The 18,160-nt window shown below is 66.1% G+C and carries 20 protein-coding genes; 10 read left to right on the top strand and 10 right to left on the bottom strand.

Features of this window, described 5'->3' with window-relative positions:
* Positions 1–143: 143 nt before the first annotated feature.
* From BLU39_RS10820 to BLU39_RS10790, 7 genes are all read left to right on the top strand, one after another.
* Positions 144–1,796 carry a Na+/H+ antiporter gene (locus BLU39_RS10820; protein WP_092712786.1) on the top strand — a complete coding sequence of 551 codons (1,653 nt, stop codon included), beginning with the start codon at positions 144–146 and terminating at the stop codon, positions 1,794–1,796.
* Positions 1,797–1,988: 192 nt separating this feature from the next.
* Positions 1,989–2,567: a regulatory sequestration protein YfiR gene (locus BLU39_RS10815; protein ID WP_254788948.1), complete on the top strand. Its 579-nt coding sequence runs from the start codon at positions 1,989–1,991 to the stop codon at positions 2,565–2,567.
* Positions 2,568–2,575: 8 nt separating this feature from the next.
* Entirely contained in the window at positions 2,576–3,835 is a 1,260-nt protein-coding gene (locus BLU39_RS10810; protein WP_092713033.1) for a diguanylate cyclase DgcN/YfiN, read from the top strand.
* 16 nt (positions 3,836–3,851) lie between these two features.
* On the top strand, positions 3,852–4,355 hold the full coding sequence (locus BLU39_RS10805; RefSeq protein WP_092712782.1) for an outer membrane lipoprotein YfiB: 504 nt from the start codon (positions 3,852–3,854) through the stop codon (positions 4,353–4,355).
* Positions 4,356–4,386: 31 nt separating this feature from the next.
* Positions 4,387–4,857: a gluconokinase gene (locus BLU39_RS10800; protein ID WP_092712780.1), complete on the top strand. Its 471-nt coding sequence runs from the start codon at positions 4,387–4,389 to the stop codon at positions 4,855–4,857.
* A gap of 71 nt (positions 4,858–4,928) precedes the next feature.
* Complete coding sequence (locus BLU39_RS10795; protein ID WP_092712778.1) at positions 4,929–5,246, top strand: DUF3144 domain-containing protein; 318 nt, start codon at positions 4,929–4,931, stop codon at positions 5,244–5,246.
* On the top strand, positions 5,246–6,187 hold the full coding sequence (locus tag BLU39_RS10790) for an acyl-CoA desaturase (RefSeq protein ID WP_139178226.1): 942 nt from the start codon (positions 5,246–5,248) through the stop codon (positions 6,185–6,187). Before BLU39_RS10795 ends, BLU39_RS10790 begins: the two co-directional genes overlap by 1 nt.
* On the opposite strand, the gene BLU39_RS10785 is transcribed toward BLU39_RS10790, so the two are convergent.
* The 5 genes from BLU39_RS10785 to BLU39_RS10765 form a co-directional block, all read right to left on the bottom strand.
* Complete coding sequence (locus BLU39_RS10785; RefSeq protein ID WP_092712776.1) at positions 6,160–6,702, bottom strand: gamma carbonic anhydrase family protein; 543 nt, start codon at positions 6,700–6,702, stop codon at positions 6,160–6,162. The two genes, BLU39_RS10790 and BLU39_RS10785, sit on opposite strands and share 28 nt — an antisense overlap.
* A gap of 37 nt (positions 6,703–6,739) precedes the next feature.
* Positions 6,740–7,054 (bottom strand): CPBP family glutamic-type intramembrane protease, encoded by a 315-nt coding sequence (locus tag BLU39_RS29250; protein WP_092712774.1) that lies wholly within the window; start codon positions 7,052–7,054, stop codon positions 6,740–6,742.
* A 110-nt stretch (positions 7,055–7,164) separates the two neighbouring features.
* Positions 7,165–8,370: a benzoate/H(+) symporter BenE family transporter gene (locus BLU39_RS10775; RefSeq protein WP_217635068.1), complete on the bottom strand. Its 1,206-nt coding sequence runs from the start codon at positions 8,368–8,370 to the stop codon at positions 7,165–7,167.
* 97 nt (positions 8,371–8,467) lie between these two features.
* Entirely contained in the window at positions 8,468–9,937 is a 1,470-nt protein-coding gene (locus BLU39_RS10770; protein ID WP_092712770.1) for a MocR-like pyridoxine biosynthesis transcription factor PdxR, read from the bottom strand.
* Positions 9,934–10,869: a hypothetical protein gene (locus tag BLU39_RS10765; protein WP_092712768.1), complete on the bottom strand. Its 936-nt coding sequence runs from the start codon at positions 10,867–10,869 to the stop codon at positions 9,934–9,936. The genes BLU39_RS10770 and BLU39_RS10765 overlap by 4 nt, the downstream gene beginning before the upstream one ends.
* 147 nt (positions 10,870–11,016) lie before the next feature.
* Here BLU39_RS10765 and BLU39_RS10760 point away from each other — a divergent pair, with 147 nt between their 5' ends.
* Positions 11,017–11,472, top strand: coding sequence for an META domain-containing protein (locus BLU39_RS10760; protein WP_092712766.1), 456 nt, complete (start codon positions 11,017–11,019; stop codon positions 11,470–11,472).
* 55 nt (positions 11,473–11,527) lie between these two features.
* Positions 11,528–12,238, top strand: a complete 711-nt coding sequence (locus BLU39_RS10755; RefSeq protein ID WP_092712763.1) for an HAD-IA family hydrolase — start codon at positions 11,528–11,530, stop codon at positions 12,236–12,238.
* Here the strand turns inward: BLU39_RS10755 and BLU39_RS10750 are convergent.
* Genes BLU39_RS10750 through ssuE form a run of 5 tightly spaced genes read right to left on the bottom strand, consistent with a single transcriptional unit; the run spans position 12,195 to position 16,681 of the window.
* A complete protein-coding gene (locus tag BLU39_RS10750) occupies positions 12,195–13,025 on the bottom strand; it encodes an ATP-binding cassette domain-containing protein (protein ID WP_092712761.1) in 831 nt (276 codons plus the stop codon). The genes BLU39_RS10755 and BLU39_RS10750 overlap by 44 nt on opposite strands.
* Positions 13,026–13,050: 25 nt before the next feature.
* Positions 13,051–13,842 carry an aliphatic sulfonate ABC transporter permease SsuC gene (ssuC, locus tag BLU39_RS10745; protein ID WP_175539263.1) on the bottom strand — a complete coding sequence of 264 codons (792 nt, stop codon included), beginning with the start codon at positions 13,840–13,842 and terminating at the stop codon, positions 13,051–13,053.
* 1 nt (position 13,843) lies between these two features.
* A complete protein-coding gene (gene ssuD, locus BLU39_RS10740) occupies positions 13,844–15,004 on the bottom strand; it encodes an FMNH2-dependent alkanesulfonate monooxygenase (RefSeq protein ID WP_070218242.1) in 1,161 nt (386 codons plus the stop codon).
* A gap of 21 nt (positions 15,005–15,025) precedes the next feature.
* Positions 15,026–16,036, bottom strand: coding sequence for a sulfonate ABC transporter substrate-binding protein (locus tag BLU39_RS10735; protein ID WP_175539262.1), 1,011 nt, complete (start codon positions 16,034–16,036; stop codon positions 15,026–15,028).
* Between the two features lie 24 nt (positions 16,037–16,060).
* Positions 16,061–16,681 (bottom strand): NADPH-dependent FMN reductase, encoded by a 621-nt coding sequence (ssuE, locus tag BLU39_RS10730; RefSeq protein ID WP_092712759.1) that lies wholly within the window; start codon positions 16,679–16,681, stop codon positions 16,061–16,063.
* Positions 16,682–16,935: 254 nt separating this feature from the next.
* On the opposite strand from ssuE, the gene BLU39_RS10725 reads away from it, so the two are divergent.
* On the top strand, positions 16,936–18,150 hold the full coding sequence (locus BLU39_RS10725; RefSeq protein ID WP_092712757.1) for an acyl-CoA dehydrogenase family protein: 1,215 nt from the start codon (positions 16,936–16,938) through the stop codon (positions 18,148–18,150).
* The last annotated feature ends 10 nt before the right edge of the window (positions 18,151–18,160 follow it).

Genomic DNA, 18,160 nt, shown 5'->3' with positions numbered 1-18,160 from the left:
TGCCGCGCAGGGATGTCGGCGGCAGGCGATTGTTACAATCTTACCGCGATTGTGACTTGTTGTATGTACGCAATGACACGCAGACAAGGCCGCGAGCGGGCTGCGCCTTATAATCAGCGTTTCAGCACGCCGCCGCTTTCTTCATGCATACCGTCACCATCATCCTCATCCTCGTTTTGACCGTCGTCCTGTGCGGCTTTCTCGCCCGCTCGCGCTGGGTCAGGCTGCCGCTGCCGCTGATCCAGATCGCCGGCGGCACGGGTTTGGCCGTGTTTGGCGTGCAAGTGCCGCTCGACCCCGACATCTTTTTCCTGCTGTTCATCCCGCCGCTGCTGTTTCTCGACGGCTGGCGCATTCCCAAGGGCGCCTTCTTTTCCGATGCGCGCTCTATCCTGATGCTGGCCATCGGCCTCGTGCTGTTTACCGTGCTGGGCATGGGCTTTTTCATCGACTGGCTCATTCCCAGCGTGCCGCTGGCCGTCGCCTTCGCGCTGGGCGCCATCCTCTCGCCGACGGACCCCGTGGCCGTGTCGGCGATTGCCGCCGGCAATCCGATCCCGCCGCGCCTGATGCACATCCTCGAAGGCGAATCCCTGCTCAATGACGCGTCGGGTCTCGTCTGCTTCACGTTTGCCGTGGGCGCCATGATGACGGGCGGCTTTTCCATCGGCGCCGCCTCGCTGAGTTTCCTGCAAGAAGCAGGCGGCGGCATCGTCATCGGCCTGGCCATCTCGTGGGGTGTAGGCCTGGCGAATAAATGGCTGGTAAGCAAGGTCGGCGAAGAGCCGGGCCTGCAAATCCTCATCAGCATCCTGATCCCGTTTGCCGCCTACCTGGGCGCCGAGCAAATCCACGGCTCCGGCATCCTGGCCGCCGCCACGGCGGGCGTGTCCATGCATTACGCCGACCTGATCGGCCGTCCGCTGGCCGCCACGCGCACCCAGCGCAAGGCCGTGTGGGATACGGTGCAACTGGTCTTGAATGGCGTGATCTTCGTCATGCTGGGCGCGCAGCTGCCCGCCACGGTTGCCGGCTTGCCGGCAGCATCGATGGAGGTCGGCGCCGGCAGCGCCTGGAAATTGCCGCTGTTCGTCATTGCCATCACGGTGGGGCTGACCTTCATGCGCTTTCTCTGGGTCTTCATTTCCATGAAACTGACCCTGTTCAAGCACCACAAGAAAGTGGCGGGCGAACCGAAGGACGCGGCGCTGCTGGCCCGCCCCAGCCTGCGCCTGCTGCTGGTGGCCTCGTTTGCGGGCGTGCGCGGAGCGCTGACCCTGGCCGGCATTTTGACCCTGCCCCTGTTCTTGCCCGACGGCACGCGCTTTCCCGCGCGCGATCTCGTCATCTTCCTGGCCATGGGCGTGATTTTATTGTCGCTGCTGCTGGCCAGCGTCACCCTGCCCCTGCTGACCAAGGGCCTCGTGTTCGCGCCGCCCGCGCGCCGCTCGACGGAAGAACGCAACGCCCGCGCCGCCGCCGCCGAAGCGGCCATCGCGCGGCTGGAAAAAGTGTGCGAAGGCATCGACAAGAATGACAAGCAACAAGTCGTCACGGAGGCGGCCAACCGCCTGATCGAAGCCTACCGGCGCCGCCTCGCGTATGGCGAAAGCAGCAACGACGAGGCGATGCGGCTGCAGGAACTGGCCAGGGCCGAGCGCTCGCTGCGCCTGGAAGCGCTCAATGCGGAGCGCGATGAACTGTTCCGCCACCGCATCTCGGGCGAGCTGGACGACACCATCCACCTGCGTCTGCTGCGCGAAATTGACTTGCTGGAAGCAACACTGGAAGAGTAGCAACAATCTGTAGTGTAAAAACAATGTCGACCGGGTAATCTTCATGGTAAAGAATGCAATTTTTCGCATTCGTGTTTATAATGCAAGGTTTTACGGCCTAGCGCCGTGATTTACTTTCGGCATGGACTTCCGTAGAGTCTGTCTTGCCGAGTAACTGAATAGCGCCCCGACCTGCATAAAGACAACGACGCCGTGCCCTCCTCCCCTCGCCACCGGCAGCGCTGCGCGCCGCCCGTCCTGCTCGCCGTCGTGCTGCTCGCCTCGCTGCTCGCCAGCGGTGCGCTGGCGCCGTGCGCGGCGTGGGCGCAAACGGGCGCGGCGGCAGACAGGCGGTCGGCCGAAGTGGCCCAGGTCCTGTTCGGCATCGTCAGCTATGTGCGCTGGCCCGTGGCGCGCCAGGAAGTGCGCGTCTGCATGCTCGGTACTCCCCACTACGGCGCGGCCATCGTCGACATGCCCGCCTCGAGCCTGGGCCAGCGCATCCGCGTGAAGATCCCGGCCGTGGCAAGCGCGGCCAGCGAATGCGACGTCGTCTACATGGGCAGCCTGCCCGAGGGCGAACGCGAGCATCTGCTGGCGCAGATCATCGGCAAACCTATCCTGTCGGTCGCCGAACCGGGCAGCTCCTGCGCCGTGGGCACCATGTTCTGCCTGCGCCTGAACGAGGCGCAGATCGGTTTTGACGTCAACCTCGACGCCATCGCCCGCAGCGGCCTGCGCGTGCATCCGAACGCCTTGCAAATTGCACGTCGCAAGGGACCGCCGCCATGAGCGCCCGCATGAGCAACAAACGCGCCCGCCCACCCCGCCCCACGCTCGACAGCGTGCTGCGGCGCGCCCACCTGAGCGTGTCGCTGATCGCCGTGCTGGCGGCCGGCCTGACCCTGACGGCCGTGGCGCTGCTGGCCCTGCGCGTGTATTCGGACCAGAACCTGCGCCTGGTGGCCCGCTCGATGAGCTACACGGTAGAAGGAGCCGTCGTCTTTGGCGACGCCATGGCGGCCAAGGAAGCGCTGGCCCTGATCGGCGTCAACGAAGATATCGACCAGGCGCAGGTGAGCGACCAGGCCGGCAAGGTGCTGGCCCGCTGGGAACGTGGCGAACACGGCACGCGCTACTACATCGAACGCGCGCTGACGGGCTGGATGCTGCCCGATTCGCTGACCTTTCCCATCACGCGCAATGATCAGGCCATCGGCAACATCACCCTGGTGCCGCACAGCCGCAGCCTGCTGCCCTTCCTGCTCAGCGGCCTGACCTGCCTGCTCGCTTGCCTGGTGCTGAGCCTGGTCGTCGCCGTGCGCCTGTCGCGCCGCATGGAGACCGAAATCACGTCGCCGCTGCGCCACCTGGCCGAAACGGCCCACCGCGTGCGGCGCGACCGCTCGTTCGAACTGCGCGTGCCGCCCGCCAATATTGCCGAGCTGAACCAGATCAATGACGACTTCAATGCCCTGCTCGACGAACTGGAAGCGTGGCAAAGCCATCTGCAAAAGGAACACGCCTCGCTGTCGCACCGCGCCAACCACGACAGCCTGACAGGCCTGTCGAACCGCGCCTTCATGGAAGCGGAACTGGAACGCGCCATCCTCGAAGCGCGGATCGGCAATGGCAAGGTGGCCGTGCTCTTCCTCGACAGCGACCGCTTCAAGTACATCAACGACACCTTCGGCCATGCCTCGGGCGACCGGGTGCTGGTGACCATCGCCGCGCGCATCAAGCAGCAATTGCGCGAAGGCGACCTGGTGGCGCGCCTGGGCGGCGACGAATTTGCCATCGTGCTCAAGCCGCTGCGCAACAGCAGCGACGCCATGCACATCGCCGACAATATCATCGCCGCCATGGCGCAAGCCATTGAACTGCCCACCGGCAACAGCATCGTCAGCTCGCTGACCATCGGCGTGGCCGTCTTCCCCGATCACGCCATCGACGCCATCTCGCTGGTCGGCGCGGCGGACGAAGCCATGTACCGCGCCAAGCAGGCGCAGCGCGGCACGCGCCAGGTGGCGCGCCTGCCGCAACCCCATACTCACCCCTGAACCAAGGAGCAACACCATGCAGTTTATCTACAAGCAATTACGTCTCGGCTTCCTCGGCCTGTTCTTCGTGGGCCTGCTGGCCGCCTGCCAAAGCACGCCTGAAGTGAAATCGCCGTTCAATGCGGAACAGATCGCCACCCTGAAAGACCAGGGCTTCCGCCAGACGGAGGACGGCTGGGAACTGAGCTTCACGGACAAGCTGCTGTTCGACTTCGGCGCCTCCAGCCTGACGGCGCCCAGCCGCAGCGCCATCCTGAAAATCAGCGCCGCCCTGCTGAAAGTGGGCATTATCCACATGCGCGTGGAAGGCCATACGGACAATGAAGGCGCTGAAGTACTGAACAACAAGCTGTCGCTGGCGCGCGCCAACGCGGTGGCCGATGCGATGGGCGTGGCTGGCATTGCGCGCGACAACATCGTCGTCAATGGCCTGGGCATGAGCAAACCCGTGGCCTCGAACGCCACCAAGGCGGGCCAGGCGGAAAACCGCCGCGTCACCGTCATCGTTTCGGCGCCTTGAGGTGGACGTACCCGCCGCGCGCTGGGTCGTGATGGGCGTGTCCGGCTGCGGCAAGAGCGCCGTCGGCAGCCTGCTGGCCGACGCCTTGCACGTGCCCTACGTGGAAGGCGACGACGTGCATCCGCCGGAAAACGTGGCCAAGATGGCGGCCGGCATCCCCCTCGACGATGCCGACCGGGCCGGCTGGCTGGCCGCCCTGCGCGAACGCATCGCTGCGGCCCGCGCGCAAGGCAGCGGCCTCGTCGTCTCCTGCTCGGCCCTGAAACGCGCCTACCGCGACGTACTGCGCGAGGGCGACCCGGCCCTGCGTTTCGCCCACCTGGACGGTCCGCGCGCCGTGCTGGAAAGCCGCTTGCATCGCCCCGGCCATTTCATGCCGGCCAGCCTGCTCGACAGCCAGCTGGCCACCCTGCAGCCCTTGCAGGCGGACGAGGCCGGCATCGTGCTCGACATCCGCCAGCCGCTGGCCGTGCTGGTCGAACAAATCCTGCAAGCGCCCTGACTGACGGCCGCGCGGCTGGACAGCCCGCGGCCCCCTGTGTAGACTGGCGCGCACTTTCATGAGGGATTTTTATGAGCACACCAACGACAAAACCAGCACCGGGCCCGGAATTCTGGGAACGCGCCGACCAGGTCATCGCCCTGGCCAATGAGCAATGCATGCACAGCGGCGGCAATGAAGTGGCCACCTCGCTGCTGTACGCGGCCGCCCGCTTCAACGCCTTCCTCGTCGCCAGCAAGAGCAACGACGTGGCCAAGATGCAGGCCGAGAAGGAAGGCGCCGTGGCCTTCTTCACGGAACAGTACAAGCGCATGCTGACCGACAACTTCAACGACTACATCACCAACTTCGACAAGTACACGCAACCATCGTCGGCCCCCAAGGGCTGATGACGGCGGCCAGCCTGGATGGCCACCGCGCCCGCGCCACCTACGCCGATAGCGTGCTGCACGGCACGGTGCGCTTTGCGCCTTTGCCATCGCTATGGCTGACGGCCATGCTGGCCGGCGCCGCGACTGGCGCCCTGTGCTTCTTCAGCTGGACCGGCGTGCTGCTGTTTGCGGCCGGCACGGCCATCGTCCTGCTGTTCGGCCACTCGCTGGGCAGCCACCGCAAGCTGATCCACGACAGCTTTGAATGCCCGCGATGGCTGGAATACCTGCTGGTGTACCTGGGCGTGCTGGTGGGCCTCAGCGGCCCGCTGGGCCTGCTGCGCCAGCACGAGTTGCGCGACTATGCGCAGCGCCTGCCCGATTGCCACCCTTACCTGCGCCACGGCGCCGGATTCTGGCGCGATGCCTGGTGGCAGCTGCATTGCCGCCTGGACCTCGACCACCCGCCCCACATCGCCATCGAGCCGCGCATCGCGCACGACCGCTTTTACCGTTTCCTGGAAAGAAGCTGGATGCTGCAGCAACTGCCATGGGCCGTGCTGTCCTTCGCCTGGGGCGGCTGGGGCCTGGTCTGCTGGGGCGTCTGCGCGCGGGTCAGCGCCGGCGTGCTCGGCCATTGGCTGATCGGCTACTTCGCCCACAACCATGGCCAGATGCACTTCCACATCGACGGCGCCGCCGTGCAAGGCAGGAATATCCGCCTGACGTCGCTGCTGACCATGGGCGAATGCTGGCACAACAACCATCACGCGTATCCGGGCTCAGCCCGGCTGGGCCTGCTGCCGGGCGAATGGGACCCGGGCTGGTGGATGCTGCTGTTGTTGCGGCGCCTGGGCCTCGTGTCCGGCCTGCGCCTGCCGCAAGACCTGGCGCCGCGGCCGGAACTGCGCCGGCTCGGCGACGCCGACGATCAGGCGTCGTCCTGGCCTGCCAGGTAATTGTTCTTCACGCGCACATAGTGCTCGGCCGAATAGCGCAGGTAGGCGATTTCCGCCTCCGTCAGCGCGCGTACCTTGGCGGCGGGCCGGCCCACGTACAGGTGACCGCTTTCCAGCACCTTGCCCGGCGACACCAGGCTGCCCGCGCCCAGCATCACGTGTTTTTCCACCACCACGTCATCCATGACGATGCTGCCCATGCCGATCAGGCACTCGTCGCCTATCGTGCAGCCGTGCAAGATGACGGAGTGGCCGATGGTCACGTATTTGCCGATGGTCAACGGTGAACCGTCGGGCTTGGCCGCATTCCTGTGCGACACGTGGCCCATGGAAAAGTCCTGGATATTGCTGCCTTCGCCGATGACGATGCGGTTGACGTCGCCGCGCAGCACGCTGTTGCACCAGATCGAGCAGTCGTCGCCGATCTGCACGTCGCCAATCACTTGCGCCGTGTCATGCAGGTAGACGCGCTCGCCCACGACGGGGCGGGTATTCAGGTAGGAACTGACAGGCATCGTTTTCTCACTCTTCATTAAATTGAAACAACAGGATTCACACCCAGCCTGCGGCCAGCGCAAAAATCGCCAGGCCATGGGCCAGGGACGCGCCCGACAAGCCGGCCCGGCAATATACCAGCCCCGCCACCAGGCCTTCGATCACGGTGAACACGACGATGGGCGCACCCACCTGCGTGACGGTGGTGGCAAGGAAGGCGTGGCACAGGCCGAACAGCAGGCCCGACACGAGCTCCGAGCGCCAGCACGAAAAACACGATGTGCACGAGCACGCGCAGCAGCGGCACGGTACGTGGAGTTGCCAACAGCAAGGCGGCGCAGACGAGGAAGGCGGGCGTGATCGCCAGCAGATACTGCGCCAGGGAAGTCAGGTCGGCCATCGCTCACAGCGGGAAAAGACGGTGCCAACGGGCACGGGCGCAGCAATTGTATGCGGCGGCTGGCAAAATGGCCATGCCGTAGTCAAGCCGCCTTGCGCCAGCCATGCATCAGCCCGTGCGCCGCCAGTCCCGCCGCCAGCCCCCACAGGGCGCCGCCCACGCCCAGCAGGGTCACGTTCGCAGCCGTCGCCAGGAAGGTAATCAAGGCCGTTTCGCGCATGCGCACGTCCGCCATCGCCTGCGCCAGGCTGTTGCCGATGGCGCCCAGCAAGGCCAGGCCCGCCAGCGCCGTGATGAAGGGGCGCGGCAAGACCATGAACAGGCTGGCCAGGGTGACGCCGAAGATACCCACGAGGATGTACAGCACGCCGCACGCCAGCCCCGCGACATAGCGCTTCGACGGGTCCGCATGGGCGTCCTTGCCCGTGCAGATGGCGGCCGTGATGGCGGCCACGTTGAAGGCGTGCGCGCCGAACGGCGCCATGAGCAGCGAACCGAGCCCCGTCACCGTCAGAATGGGATTGGCGCTGACGTTATAGCCGTCATTGCGCAGCACCAGCATGCCGGGCATGTATTGCCCCGTCAGGGTGATCAGGAACAGGGGCAGCGCCACGCCCAGCAGGGACGCCACGGAAAAACGCGGCATCTCGAACACGGGCGCGGCCAGGGCCAGTTCGATGCCTTGCGCATCGATGCGCCCCTGCGCCAGCAGCAGGGCCAGGCCGATCAGCATGATGCCCACCACGGCAAAGCGTGCCGTGAAACGGCGCAGCATCGCGTACGACAACAGCAATACCACCACCAGCAGCGGATCGGCGCTGGCGCCGCCAAACGCGTTCACGCCAAACTGCAGCAGGATGCCGGCCAGCAAACCGGCGGCGATGCCGCCAGGAATCAGCCGCACGAGGCGTTCGAAGGCGCCGGACATGCCCAGCACAATGAAGCCGATGGCGGAAATCATATAGGCGCCGATCACCTCGGCATACGGCGTGTGCGGCATCACGGTGGCGAGAAAAGCCACGCCGGGCGTGGACCAGGCCGTGATGATGGGCGCGCGGTAGCGGTAGCTGAGCCAGATGCCCGTCACGCCCACGCCGATGCTCAGCGACCAGACCCAGGACGCCGTCTGCGCGGCGCTCAGCTGGGCCAGCTGGGCCGCCTGGAACACCAGCACGAAGGTGCCGCCATAGTTGACGAGGACGGAAATGAAGGCGGCCATGGCGGGGGACGCCAGGTCGCGCCAGCGCGCCCGGCCGGCCATGGCGGCGCTTGTTGTGGTTGTTGTCATGTCTATGCCTCTGCCATTGAAAGCGAGCATACTAATGGCCACATGGACTGCTCAAGCAGGCCAATTCAAACACATACAGCAGACCACTTTGACAGCATCAACCGAGCGCGCGGGCCAGGCGGACGATGCCGCTGTCGATCTCGTGCGGGGTCAAGGCCGCAAAGCCCAGCAGCCAGCCGCCGCGCGCCGGCGGCGTCGCGTACAGCCGGCTCAGGCCCGGCAGCACGATGCCCGCCTGCGCCGCCAGCCGTATCGTGTCCAGCTCCACCCTGTCCTCGTGCAGCAGACAGGGCATCTGCAAGCCGCCCGGCGGCAGCTGCGCCGCGACCACGTGCGGCAAGTGCCGCTGCACGGCCTGCGCCATCGCATCGCGGCGCACGGCGTAGACCTTGCGCATGGCGCGCACGTGGGCCGCGAAATGGCCATCGGCGATGAAACGGGCCAGTGTCAATTGATCGAGCTGCGGCGTGTGGCCATCGAGAATGCTGCGCGCATGGGTCATCGGTTGCACCAGCGCGGGCGGCAGCACCATGTAGCCGATGCGCAGGCCCGGATACAGCGACTTGGCGAAGGTGCCCAGGTAAATCGTGCGCTGCTGCGTGTCCAGCCCCTGCACGCACGCCGTCGGCAAGCCCGCGTAGTGGAACTGGCTGTCGTAATCGTCCTCGATGATCCAGCCCTGGCGCTCGGCCGCCCAGGCGGTCAGGGCCAGGCGGCGCTCGAGCGCCAGGGTGGCGCCCGTCGGGTACTGGTGCGACGGCGTGACGTACACCGTGTTGGCGCCGCTGCGGTCCGCGCGCAGGTGTGCGATGGACAAGCCATGTGCATCGACGGGCACGGGCACGACGCGCAGCTGCGCCATCTCGAACGCCTTGCGCGCGCCGAAATAGCCGGGGTCTTCCATCAGGATGGGGCCATGCGCATCGGCCAGCACCTGCGCGCACAGGTACAACGCCTGGCGCGTGCTGCTCAGCACCAGCACCTGGGCGGCCGTGGCCCGCGCGCCCCGCTCCAGGTTCACATAGTCGGCGATGGCTTGCCGCAGCGGCCCGGCGCCTTGCGGGTCGCCGTGCAGCAGCACATGGTGTTCGCCGGCCGCCTGGCGCCGCAAGCGCTCCCACACGTCAAGCGGAAAAGCCCGCGTTTCCGGCAAGCCCGTGGCGAACGCTTTTACGGTCTGCTGGTCGGCCACGCCGCCGCTGGCGAGAATCTGCGCGCCGCGCGCGCTGAGCGCCACCGGCTGCGCCGGCATGGACAGCGGCGCCACCGCCGGCTTGCCCAGCAGGCTCGCGCCTATCGTGGGCGAGACAAAACTGCCCGATCCCGCCTGGCGCTGGATATAACCGTCCAGGCGCAGCTGCGCGTACGCCATTTCCACCGTGTCGCGCGACACGCCCAGCGACTGCGCCAGCGCGCGCGTGGCCGGCAGGCGCAGGCCGGGCGCCAGCACGCCATCGAGTATCAGCTGGCGCAGCGCGCGCTGCACGCGCACGCGCAAGTCGAGCGCCGCCAGTTCGGGCGCGGCGATGCGGATTTTCAGGGTGTCGAGTTCGAACTGCGGCGTCATGTGGCCTTGGCGCGCGCGGCATCCACGGCGGCCATGCTGCTGGCCAGCGAAAAACCGTGCTGCCGCAGCACGGCCACCAGCTGTTCGCCGGCGCAGCCCAAACGCAGGTTTTCCGCCACCCAGTCCTGCCACTCGCGGCTGATGTCCGGCATGGCCTCCTCTTCCAGCGCAAGACCGAGTATGCACTTGGCCAGCAAGCCGTTGATGCGCTTCGTGTCGATCAGGTGCTGCACCACGGCGTGGCCCGAATGCGGATACGGATGCAGGGTGCAGCGGCCGAAGGCGGCCAGGCGCTGCGCATGCATGGCGTCGAGGTTCACCGATCCGCTGGCGCTGGCGCCAAGGTTGGCCGTATCAGGCCGCGTGCCGAACACCAGGTGCAGCTGCGTGGCGTCCGTCGCCCTGGCGCGGCACAGGGCCGCCAGGTCGTAGTAGCCCGAGGCCGGCGGGTCTTGCGCCAGCGACTCCATCACGGGCAGCCAGCGCAGCTCATGGTACAAGCGCGCCTGCTGCACGTCGAGGAAGGACAGCGGTCCGAAGGCGACGATCTGCTGCGCGTCCAGCAGCAAGCCATACATGACGGCCGCGTACGCGCCCATGGACTGGCCTAGGGTCGTGACTTGACCGGGCGCGATGCGGCGCACGAGTTCGCGCAAGGCTTGCGCCGTCTCGTCGACATGGTTGCCCAGCCCCGCGATGCGGCGGTGGTACCAGGCATTGCCCGAATCGCGCACGAGGATTTTGTTCAGGTGCTGGCCGCTGACCTGCTCCAGCTTTCTCAGGCGTCCGTAAAAATCGAAGGCGGGACGCGTGGTCCACGAGACGAAGCCGAAGGCGATCACCAGCGGCGCGCCGGGCACGATGCGGTCGACCAGCACGTCGTCGGCAGTGGTGGCGACGAGTCGATTATCCAGCGCTTGCGCTTGCAGCATCGGCCCGCCCCCCTATCAAGGTTAAAACAATAGAAAGCATGAGTTTAATGCCAGGACTGGCAAAATGGAAACAATGACCGCTGCCGTGCGCTGAGCGGCGCGAAAAACCTGCTAGTCTGCAGGCATTCCCCCTCACAGGAGCATCCCATGCCGCATCGCCTGACATACCTTCCCCTCGCCGCCGCCATCGCCATGGCCGGCGGTTGCGCCGCCACCAGCGACAGCGCCAGGCCGAACGCCAGCCTGGCGCCGCAGGCCAGCCTGACGAATACCTACTGGAAGCTGACGCAGCTCGATGGCGCGCCGGTGGCGATGGCGCCGCAGCAGGAGCGCGAAGTGCGCATCACCCTCACCGACGATGGCAAGGTCACCGGTTTCACGGGCTGCAACCGCGTCATGGGCGGCTATACGCTGGCCGGCACGGCCCTGCGCTTCACGCAACTGGCCGGCACGCGCATGGCCTGTCCGCCCCCTTTGATGCAGCTGGAAAGCGCCGTACTGGCCAATTTGAACAGCGTGACGGGCTACCAGCTTGAAGGCGAGAAGCTGATCCTGCTCAAGGATGGCGCACCCGTGGCTCGCTTTGAATCGGTGTACCTGTGAAATAAAAATCGACTGCCGTTACAATGGCTTCCAGCCCATCATCTGGAAGGAAGCCATGTCCGCACTGCCCTCGCCGTCTACACCCCCGACACCATCGGCCGCCGGCCGCTACCGCGCTTTTTTGTTTGACATGGACGGTACCGTCATCAATTCCATCGCCGCCGCCGAACGCATCTGGGGCACATGGGCGCGGCGCCAGGGCCTCGACGTGGCGGCCTTTTTGCCCACCATCCACGGCGCGCGCTCGGTCGACACCATCGCCAAACTGCGCTTGCCCGGCGTCGACGCGCAGCGCGAGTCGCAGGGCATCACGGATGCGGAAATCGTCGACGTGGAAGGGATTATTGAAATCGCGGGCGCGCTGCGCTTTTTAGAATCGCTGCCGCCCGCGCAATGGGCCATCGTCACCTCGGCACCGAGGGCACTGGCCACGGCGCGCCTGAAGGCGGCCGGCATGCCGATACCCGCCATCATGGTGACGGCGGAAGACGTCAAGGCCGGCAAACCAAAACCCGATTGCTACTTGCTGGCGGCGGAAAAACTGGGCGTGGCGCCCTCCGACTGCCTCGTGTTCGAAGACGCGTCGGTCGGCATCGAGGCGGGCGAAGCGGCTGGCGCGAAGGTCATCGTCGTCACCGCCACGCATGCGCACCCGCTGGCCACGCGCCATCCTGCCATCGACAATTATGAAGCCATCGTGGCAAGCGTCGATAGCGACGGCTTTATTGTCCTGGCCGAGACGGCTGCAGCACGCGCGACAAGATAGCCTGCTCCAGCGCGGCGAAGGCCGCATTCCCGCGCTGGCGCGGGCGCGGCAAGTCCACCTGCACGTCCATGGTGATCTGGCCGTCCTCGATCAGCAGCACCCTGTCGGCCAGGGCCACGGCTTCGGCCACGTCGTGCGTCACCAGCACGGCCGTGAAGCCGCGCGCCAGCCATAGCGACTCGATCAGCTGCTGCATCTCGATGCGCGTCAGGGCGTCGAGCGCGCCCAATGGTTCGTCAAGCAGCAGCAGTTGCGGCTCGTGCACGAGGGCGCGCGCCAGCGCCACGCGCTGCTTCTGCCCGCCCGACAGGGCCGACGGCCAGTCGTTTGCCCGTTCGGCCAGGCCCACCGTCCACAGCGAGGCGGCCGCCGCGCCAACGGAACGGGGCAGACCCAAGGCCACGTTGTCGAGCACCGTCTTCCACGGCAGCAGACGCGATTCCTGGAACATGATGCGGATGTCGGGCGCGCCTATGCCGCTGCCGATGGCAACCTTGCCGTCATCGACGCTTTCCAGTCCCGCGATCGAGCGCAGCAAGGTGCTCTTGCCGCAGCCGCTGCGCCCCACGATGGCGACGAATTCGCCCGCTTCCAGCTGCAGGTCGACGTTTTTCAAAACAGGACGTTCGCCATAGGCCTTGCTCAACTGCGTCAGCTCCAAAGGCACGCCACGCCGTTGCAAGGGGGCGGACGGCGCTACCTTGGCCTGCGGCGGTGCGCTGGCCGGGTCGTACTGCACGAAGTGCGACAAAAAATCCGTTTCGATCTGGATGGGGGCGAGCAGCATGGTATTTTCTTTCCTCATTTCGTCACTATCGGTAAGCGGGATTCCAGCGCAGGCAGTGGCGTTCCAGCCGGCGCGAGAACAGATCGGCCAGCTTGCCCAGCAAGGCGTACAGCAAAATCCCCACCAGCACCACGTCCGTTTGCAGAAATTCACGGGCATTCATCGTCATGTAGCCGATGCCGGCCTGCGCCGAGATGGTTTCGGCGACGATCAGCAGCACCCACACGAGGCCCAGCGAAAAGCGCACGCCCACCAGAATCGAGGGCATGGCGGCCGGCAGGATCACGTCGCGGTACAAAGGCCAGCCCGAGAGACCGTAGCTTTTCGCCATTTCGATCAAGCCCTGGTCGGCCGAACGGATGCCGTGGAAAGTGTTCAGGTAGACGGGAAAGAAGACGCCGACGGCCAGCAAAAACAGCTTGGCCGTTTCGTCGATGCCGAACCACAGGATCACCAGCGGGATCAGGGCCAGCGCGGGGATGTTGCGCACCATTTGCAAGGTCGTGTCGAGCAGGGTTTCCGCGTGGCGGAAGCTGCCCGTCAATAGCCCCAGCAGCAAGCCCAGCCCCGCGCCAACGGCAAAACCCACCGTCGCGCGCCACAAGCTCGTTTTCAGGTGCAGCCACAATTCGCCCGACACGGCCAGGTGCCAGAAGGCTTTCGCCACGGCCCACGGCTCGGGCAGGATGCGGCTCGACAGCCAGCCCCATTGCGCCGCCAGCTGCCAGGCCAGCAGCAGCGCCACGGGCAAGGCCCATGGCGCGAATGCATTGCGCCATGACATCCCGGGCGGACGCTTGACGGTGGCCGTCGCCATCTCAGGCCGCCTTTTTCTGTGGTGCGGCAGGCACGATATTGCTGGCCATGACTTCGCCGAAGGGACCGCTCAAGGACTGCTCACCCACGGCCTTGCCCTTGCCCAGCAACGGGAACACCAGTTCGGCAAAGCGGTACGATTCTTCCAGATGCGGGTAGCCCGAGAAAATGAAGGTGTCGATGCCCAGGTCCGCGTATTCCTGCATGCGCGCCACCACGGTCGGCCCGTCGCCGACGAGGGCCGTACCCGCGCCGCCGCGCACCAGGCCCACGCCGGCCCACAGGTTGGGCGACACTTCAAGCTTGTCGCGCCGTCCGCCATGCAGGGCCGCCATGCGCTGCTGGCCCACGGAATCCATCTTGCCGAAGGCCGCCTGCGCCTTGGCGATGATGTCGTCATCGAGGTGACTGATCAGTTCATCGGCCGCACGCCAGGCCGCCTCGTTCGTTTCGCGCACGATCACGTGCAATCGGATGCCAAACCGGACCGTGCGGCCTTTTTTTGCCGCGCGCGCGCGGATGTCGGCGATTTTCTCGGCCACGGCGGCGGGCGGCTCGCCCCACGTCAGGTACACGTCCATCTGCTCGGCCGCCAGTTCATGCGCCGGTTCCGAAGACCCGCCGAAATACAGCGGTGGATACGGTTTTTGTACGGGTGGATACAGGGTTTTCGCGCCCTTCACCTGGATATGCTTGCCCTCGAAATCGTAGCCGGCCGCGCCGCCCTCGCCCGCCAGCGTGGCGCGCCACACCTTGATGAATTCATCGGAGATTTCATAGCGCTTGGCGTGGTCGGCAAACAGGCCGTCCGCTTCCAGCTCGCCCTGGTCGCCGCCCGTGACGACATTGATCAACAGGCGCCCGTTCGACAGGCGGTCGAACGTGGACGCCATGCGCACGGCCAGGCCGGGCGTGGACAGGCCGGGCCGCACGGCGACGAGGAATTTGAGTTTCTGCGTCACGCTGATGAGGGACGAGGCCACCACCCAGGCGTCTTCGCAGGAGCGGCCCGTGGGCAGCAGCACGCCGTCGTAGCCGAGCGTGTCGGCGGCCACGGCCACCTGGCGCAGGTAATCGGCATCGACGGGACGCGCGCCCTGCGACGTGCCCAGGTAACGGCTGTCGCCGTGGGTGGGAATAAACCAGAAGACATTCAATGACATGGTGCGCTTTCCTTTGCTTGTTTATTTTGAGCTGGTGGCCAGCTGGCGCGCCGGCAGCAGCGCGTCCTTGACGACAATCGGTTTCGGGATCAGCTTCAGGCCGGAAAACGCATCGGCCACCCTTTGCTGCGACGCGATGACGTCGACGGACACGGGTTTGACGCCATACGCATAGCGCGAGGCGGCCAGCGCCACGACTTCCTTGCCCAGCCCCGTCTGTGCCGACAGGATCGTCGCCACTTCGTCCGGATTGTTGCGGCCCCAGTCGTCGACCTTGGCCACTTCATCGAGCACGATGCGCAAGATCTCGGGATTTTTTTCCGCATACGTGCGCGACGCCAGGTAGAACTGGTAGTTCGCCACCAGGCCCTTGCCATCGGCCAGCACGCGCGCGCCCAGCTGCTTTTCGGCAGCCGCCAGGAACGGGTCCCAGATGGCCCACGCATCCACGCTGCCCCGCTCGAAGGCGGCGCGCGCATCGGCCGGCGGCAGGAACACGGGCTGGATGTCCGCGTACGCGACACCGGCCTTTTCCAGCGCCTTCAATAACAGGTAATGCACGTTCGAACCCTTGTTCAGGGCGATTTTCTTGCCCTTCAAATCGGCCAGGGTGCGCAGGCCGGAACCCTTGGGCACGACGATGGCTTCGCTGGCCGGCGACGCCGGCTCATTGCCGACGTAGACCAGGTTGGCGCCGGCCGCCTGGGCAAAGATCGGCGGCGCCTCGCCCACGGTGCCGAAATCGATGCTGCCCACGTTCAAGCCTTCCAGCAGCACGGGGCCGGCCGGAAACTCCGTCCATTTCACGCCCACGCCCTGTTCGGCCAGGCGTTTTTCCAGGGTGCCGCGCCCTTTCAGCAGGGTCAAGGTGCCGTATTTCTGGTAGCCGATACGCACCTGCACCTGGACCTCCCCTTTGGCCTGCGCCTGCGCCGCGGCCGGCATGCCGGCCGCCATCACGCCGGCGGCGGCGGCAAATAGCAGGCCCAAAGTGGTACGGCGCGAAAGGCGTTGTGCGTGGCGGTGTGTCATGGCGGTTCCTTGGTCGGTGAATAATCAGGCGGCTTGATAGTGGGGGGCGTAAGGCTGGTCTTGCAGCGAACGCACGGGGTGCGCAATCTCGGCAGGCGCGGATGGACGCTGCCCCTGCAGCACGAACAGGCCGGTGGAGAGTTCCTCGATGCCGGCCTGCACGCGGTCGGCGATCGGCGCATCCAGGCTCAGGCCCCCTTCTTCGTGCCACGCCAGTTGCTGCGCATTCGCGTAGATGCTGGTGAAGACTTGCTTGGCGCCCAGCGCATGGAGCACGGGACGCAGCGCATAGTCGAGCGCCAGGGTGTGGGCATGGCCGCCGCCCGTGGCCAGCGGCAGCACCAGCTTGCCGGCCAGGCCATCTTGCGGCAGCAGGTCGAGGAAGGCTTTCAGCAACCCTGTATACGACGCCTTGTAGATGGGCGTGGCGATCACGATGGCGTCCGCATCGGCCACGGCGCGCACGGCGCGGGCGATTGCCGCATCGTCGTAGTCGGCCAGCAGCAAGGCGCGCGCCGGCAAGTCGCGCACATGCAGCTCGGCATAGCTGTGGCCCTGCAGCGCCAGCTGTTCGCCGATATGCAGCAGCAGGCGGCTGGAACTCGATGGGAGTTGCGGGCTACCGCCCAATAACAAGATGCTCATGTGATGCCCGTCCCTGTAGGTTGTCGAAAGTGGCGTTGTTCGGATGCTTGTAGCCTATCGCCATCAGCCGCCCGGTAAAACGAATGCTTTCGCGCTTCGATATGCGTTTTTTGACTATCCGGGCCTGACGCCCCGCAAGCGAAGGCGCTCATCCCCGCATGGCTTTTTTCGCATATCCATGCGCGGTTTTCTTCGTGTACGGCGTGAGCCTGGCGGTGCAATATCGGCGTCATCGTCTTTCTGGAATCTCACCCATGTCTAGCGTTTTTCTCCATGCCGCCCGTCCCCAGCCGCCTGTGCCGGAACCCCTGCAGGACGCCATCAGCATCGCCACCGCGCTGGCCGCGCGCCTGGCCGAAACGGCCAATGCCCGCGACCAGGCGGGCGGCCATGCGGCGCAGGAACGCGAATGGCTGCGCGAGTCGGGCTTGCTGACCCTGTCGATTCCCGTGGAATTCGGCGGCCAGGGCGCGTCGTGGCCCCTCGTCTACCAGGTGATCCGCATCCTGGCGCGCGCCGACAGCGCGCTGGCGCACGTCTTCGGCTTCCACCATTTGCAGCTGGCCGGCCTGCAGCTGTATGGCAGCGCGCAGCAGCAACGCCGCCTGCTCACCTTGACCGTCGACGAGCGCCTGTTCTGGGGCAATGCCTTGAACCCGCTCGACAAACGGGTCACGGCCACCGACAGCGGCGATGGCTATATCCTCGACGGCATCAAGAGCTTTTCTTCCGGCTCCGTGGGTTCCGACTGGCTGACCGTCTCCGCCTGGCACGCGCCCACGCAGACGGCGCTGATCGCCGCCCTGCCCACGCGCCAGGACGGCGTGACCGTGCAGGCGGACTGGGACGCCTTCGGCCAGCGCCAGACGGACAGCGGCAATGTGCATTTCCAGGCCGTGGCACTGCCGCGCGAGCTGGTGCTGCAGGTGCCCGCGCAGGCCGCCACGCCGCAAGCGACCGTGCGCTCGCAGATCGCGCAACTGATCATGAGCAACCTGTATCTGGGCATCGCCGAAGGCGCGTTCGAGGCGGCGCGCCGCTACACGGACGAACAGGCGAAAGCCTGGTTTGCCTCGGGCGTGGACAAGGCAACGGACGACCCATTGGTGCAGCACCGCTATGGCCAGCTGTGGCTCTTGCTGCGTCCCGCGCAAGTGCTGGCCGACGCTGCGGCGCAGGAACTGGAAAAGGTGTTCCGCAAGGGCGCGCTGGTGACGGCGCGCGAACGGGGCTTGCTGGCCGTGACCGTGGCCGAAGCCAAGTGCCTGGCGCACAGGGCGGGACTGGAGATCAGCAGCCAGATGTTCGAACTGACGGGCGCCCGCTCCACCTCGGCCCGATACGGCTTCGACCGCTACTGGCGCAACGTGCGCGTGCACACCCTGCACGACCCCATCGACTACAAGCTGCGCGACCTGGGACGCTTTGCCTTGACAGGCACGGTGCCCGAGCCGACGGCGTATTCATAATTTACCCACC

It is taken from the genome of Janthinobacterium sp. OK676 (assembly GCF_900103595.1).
Lineage (GTDB): Bacteria > Pseudomonadota > Gammaproteobacteria > Burkholderiales > Burkholderiaceae_D > Janthinobacterium.
Note: the sequence above shows the minus strand (reverse complement) of the source record. Positions and strands in the feature narration are given on the sequence as shown.

What these genes read in the sequence shown, in the direction of transcription:
- BLU39_RS10755 (WP_092712763.1), top strand. Translation starts at nt 11,528, where the DNA reads ATGTCCGCACTGCCCTCGCCGTCTACACCCCCGACACCATCGGCCGCC.
- BLU39_RS10750 (WP_092712761.1), bottom strand. Translation starts at nt 13,025, where the DNA reads ATGCTGCTCGCCCCCATCCAGATCGAAACGGATTTTTTGTCGCACTTC.
- BLU39_RS10760 (WP_092712766.1), top strand. Translation starts at nt 11,017, where the DNA reads ATGCCGCATCGCCTGACATACCTTCCCCTCGCCGCCGCCATCGCCATG.
- ssuE (WP_092712759.1), bottom strand. Translation starts at nt 16,681, where the DNA reads ATGAGCATCTTGTTATTGGGCGGTAGCCCGCAACTCCCATCGAGTTCC.
- BLU39_RS10765 (WP_092712768.1), bottom strand. Translation starts at nt 10,869, where the DNA reads ATGCTGCAAGCGCAAGCGCTGGATAATCGACTCGTCGCCACCACTGCC.
- BLU39_RS10725 (WP_092712757.1), top strand. Translation starts at nt 16,936, where the DNA reads ATGTCTAGCGTTTTTCTCCATGCCGCCCGTCCCCAGCCGCCTGTGCCG.
- BLU39_RS10790 (WP_139178226.1), top strand. Translation starts at nt 5,246, where the DNA reads ATGACGGCGGCCAGCCTGGATGGCCACCGCGCCCGCGCCACCTACGCC.
- ssuD (WP_070218242.1), bottom strand. Translation starts at nt 15,004, where the DNA reads ATGTCATTGAATGTCTTCTGGTTTATTCCCACCCACGGCGACAGCCGT.
- BLU39_RS10800 (WP_092712780.1), top strand. Translation starts at nt 4,387, where the DNA reads ATGGGCGTGTCCGGCTGCGGCAAGAGCGCCGTCGGCAGCCTGCTGGCC.
- BLU39_RS10820 (WP_092712786.1), top strand. Translation starts at nt 144, where the DNA reads ATGCATACCGTCACCATCATCCTCATCCTCGTTTTGACCGTCGTCCTG.
- ssuC (WP_175539263.1), bottom strand. Translation starts at nt 13,842, where the DNA reads ATGGCGACGGCCACCGTCAAGCGTCCGCCCGGGATGTCATGGCGCAAT.
- BLU39_RS10810 (WP_092713033.1), top strand. Translation starts at nt 2,576, where the DNA reads ATGAGCAACAAACGCGCCCGCCCACCCCGCCCCACGCTCGACAGCGTG.
- BLU39_RS10795 (WP_092712778.1), top strand. Translation starts at nt 4,929, where the DNA reads ATGAGCACACCAACGACAAAACCAGCACCGGGCCCGGAATTCTGGGAA.
- BLU39_RS10735 (WP_175539262.1), bottom strand. Translation starts at nt 16,036, where the DNA reads ATGACACACCGCCACGCACAACGCCTTTCGCGCCGTACCACTTTGGGC.
- BLU39_RS10805 (WP_092712782.1), top strand. Translation starts at nt 3,852, where the DNA reads ATGCAGTTTATCTACAAGCAATTACGTCTCGGCTTCCTCGGCCTGTTC.
- BLU39_RS10785 (WP_092712776.1), bottom strand. Translation starts at nt 6,702, where the DNA reads ATGCCTGTCAGTTCCTACCTGAATACCCGCCCCGTCGTGGGCGAGCGC.
- BLU39_RS10775 (WP_217635068.1), bottom strand. Translation starts at nt 8,370, where the DNA reads ATGACAACAACCACAACAAGCGCCGCCATGGCCGGCCGGGCGCGCTGG.
- BLU39_RS10770 (WP_092712770.1), bottom strand. Translation starts at nt 9,937, where the DNA reads ATGACGCCGCAGTTCGAACTCGACACCCTGAAAATCCGCATCGCCGCG.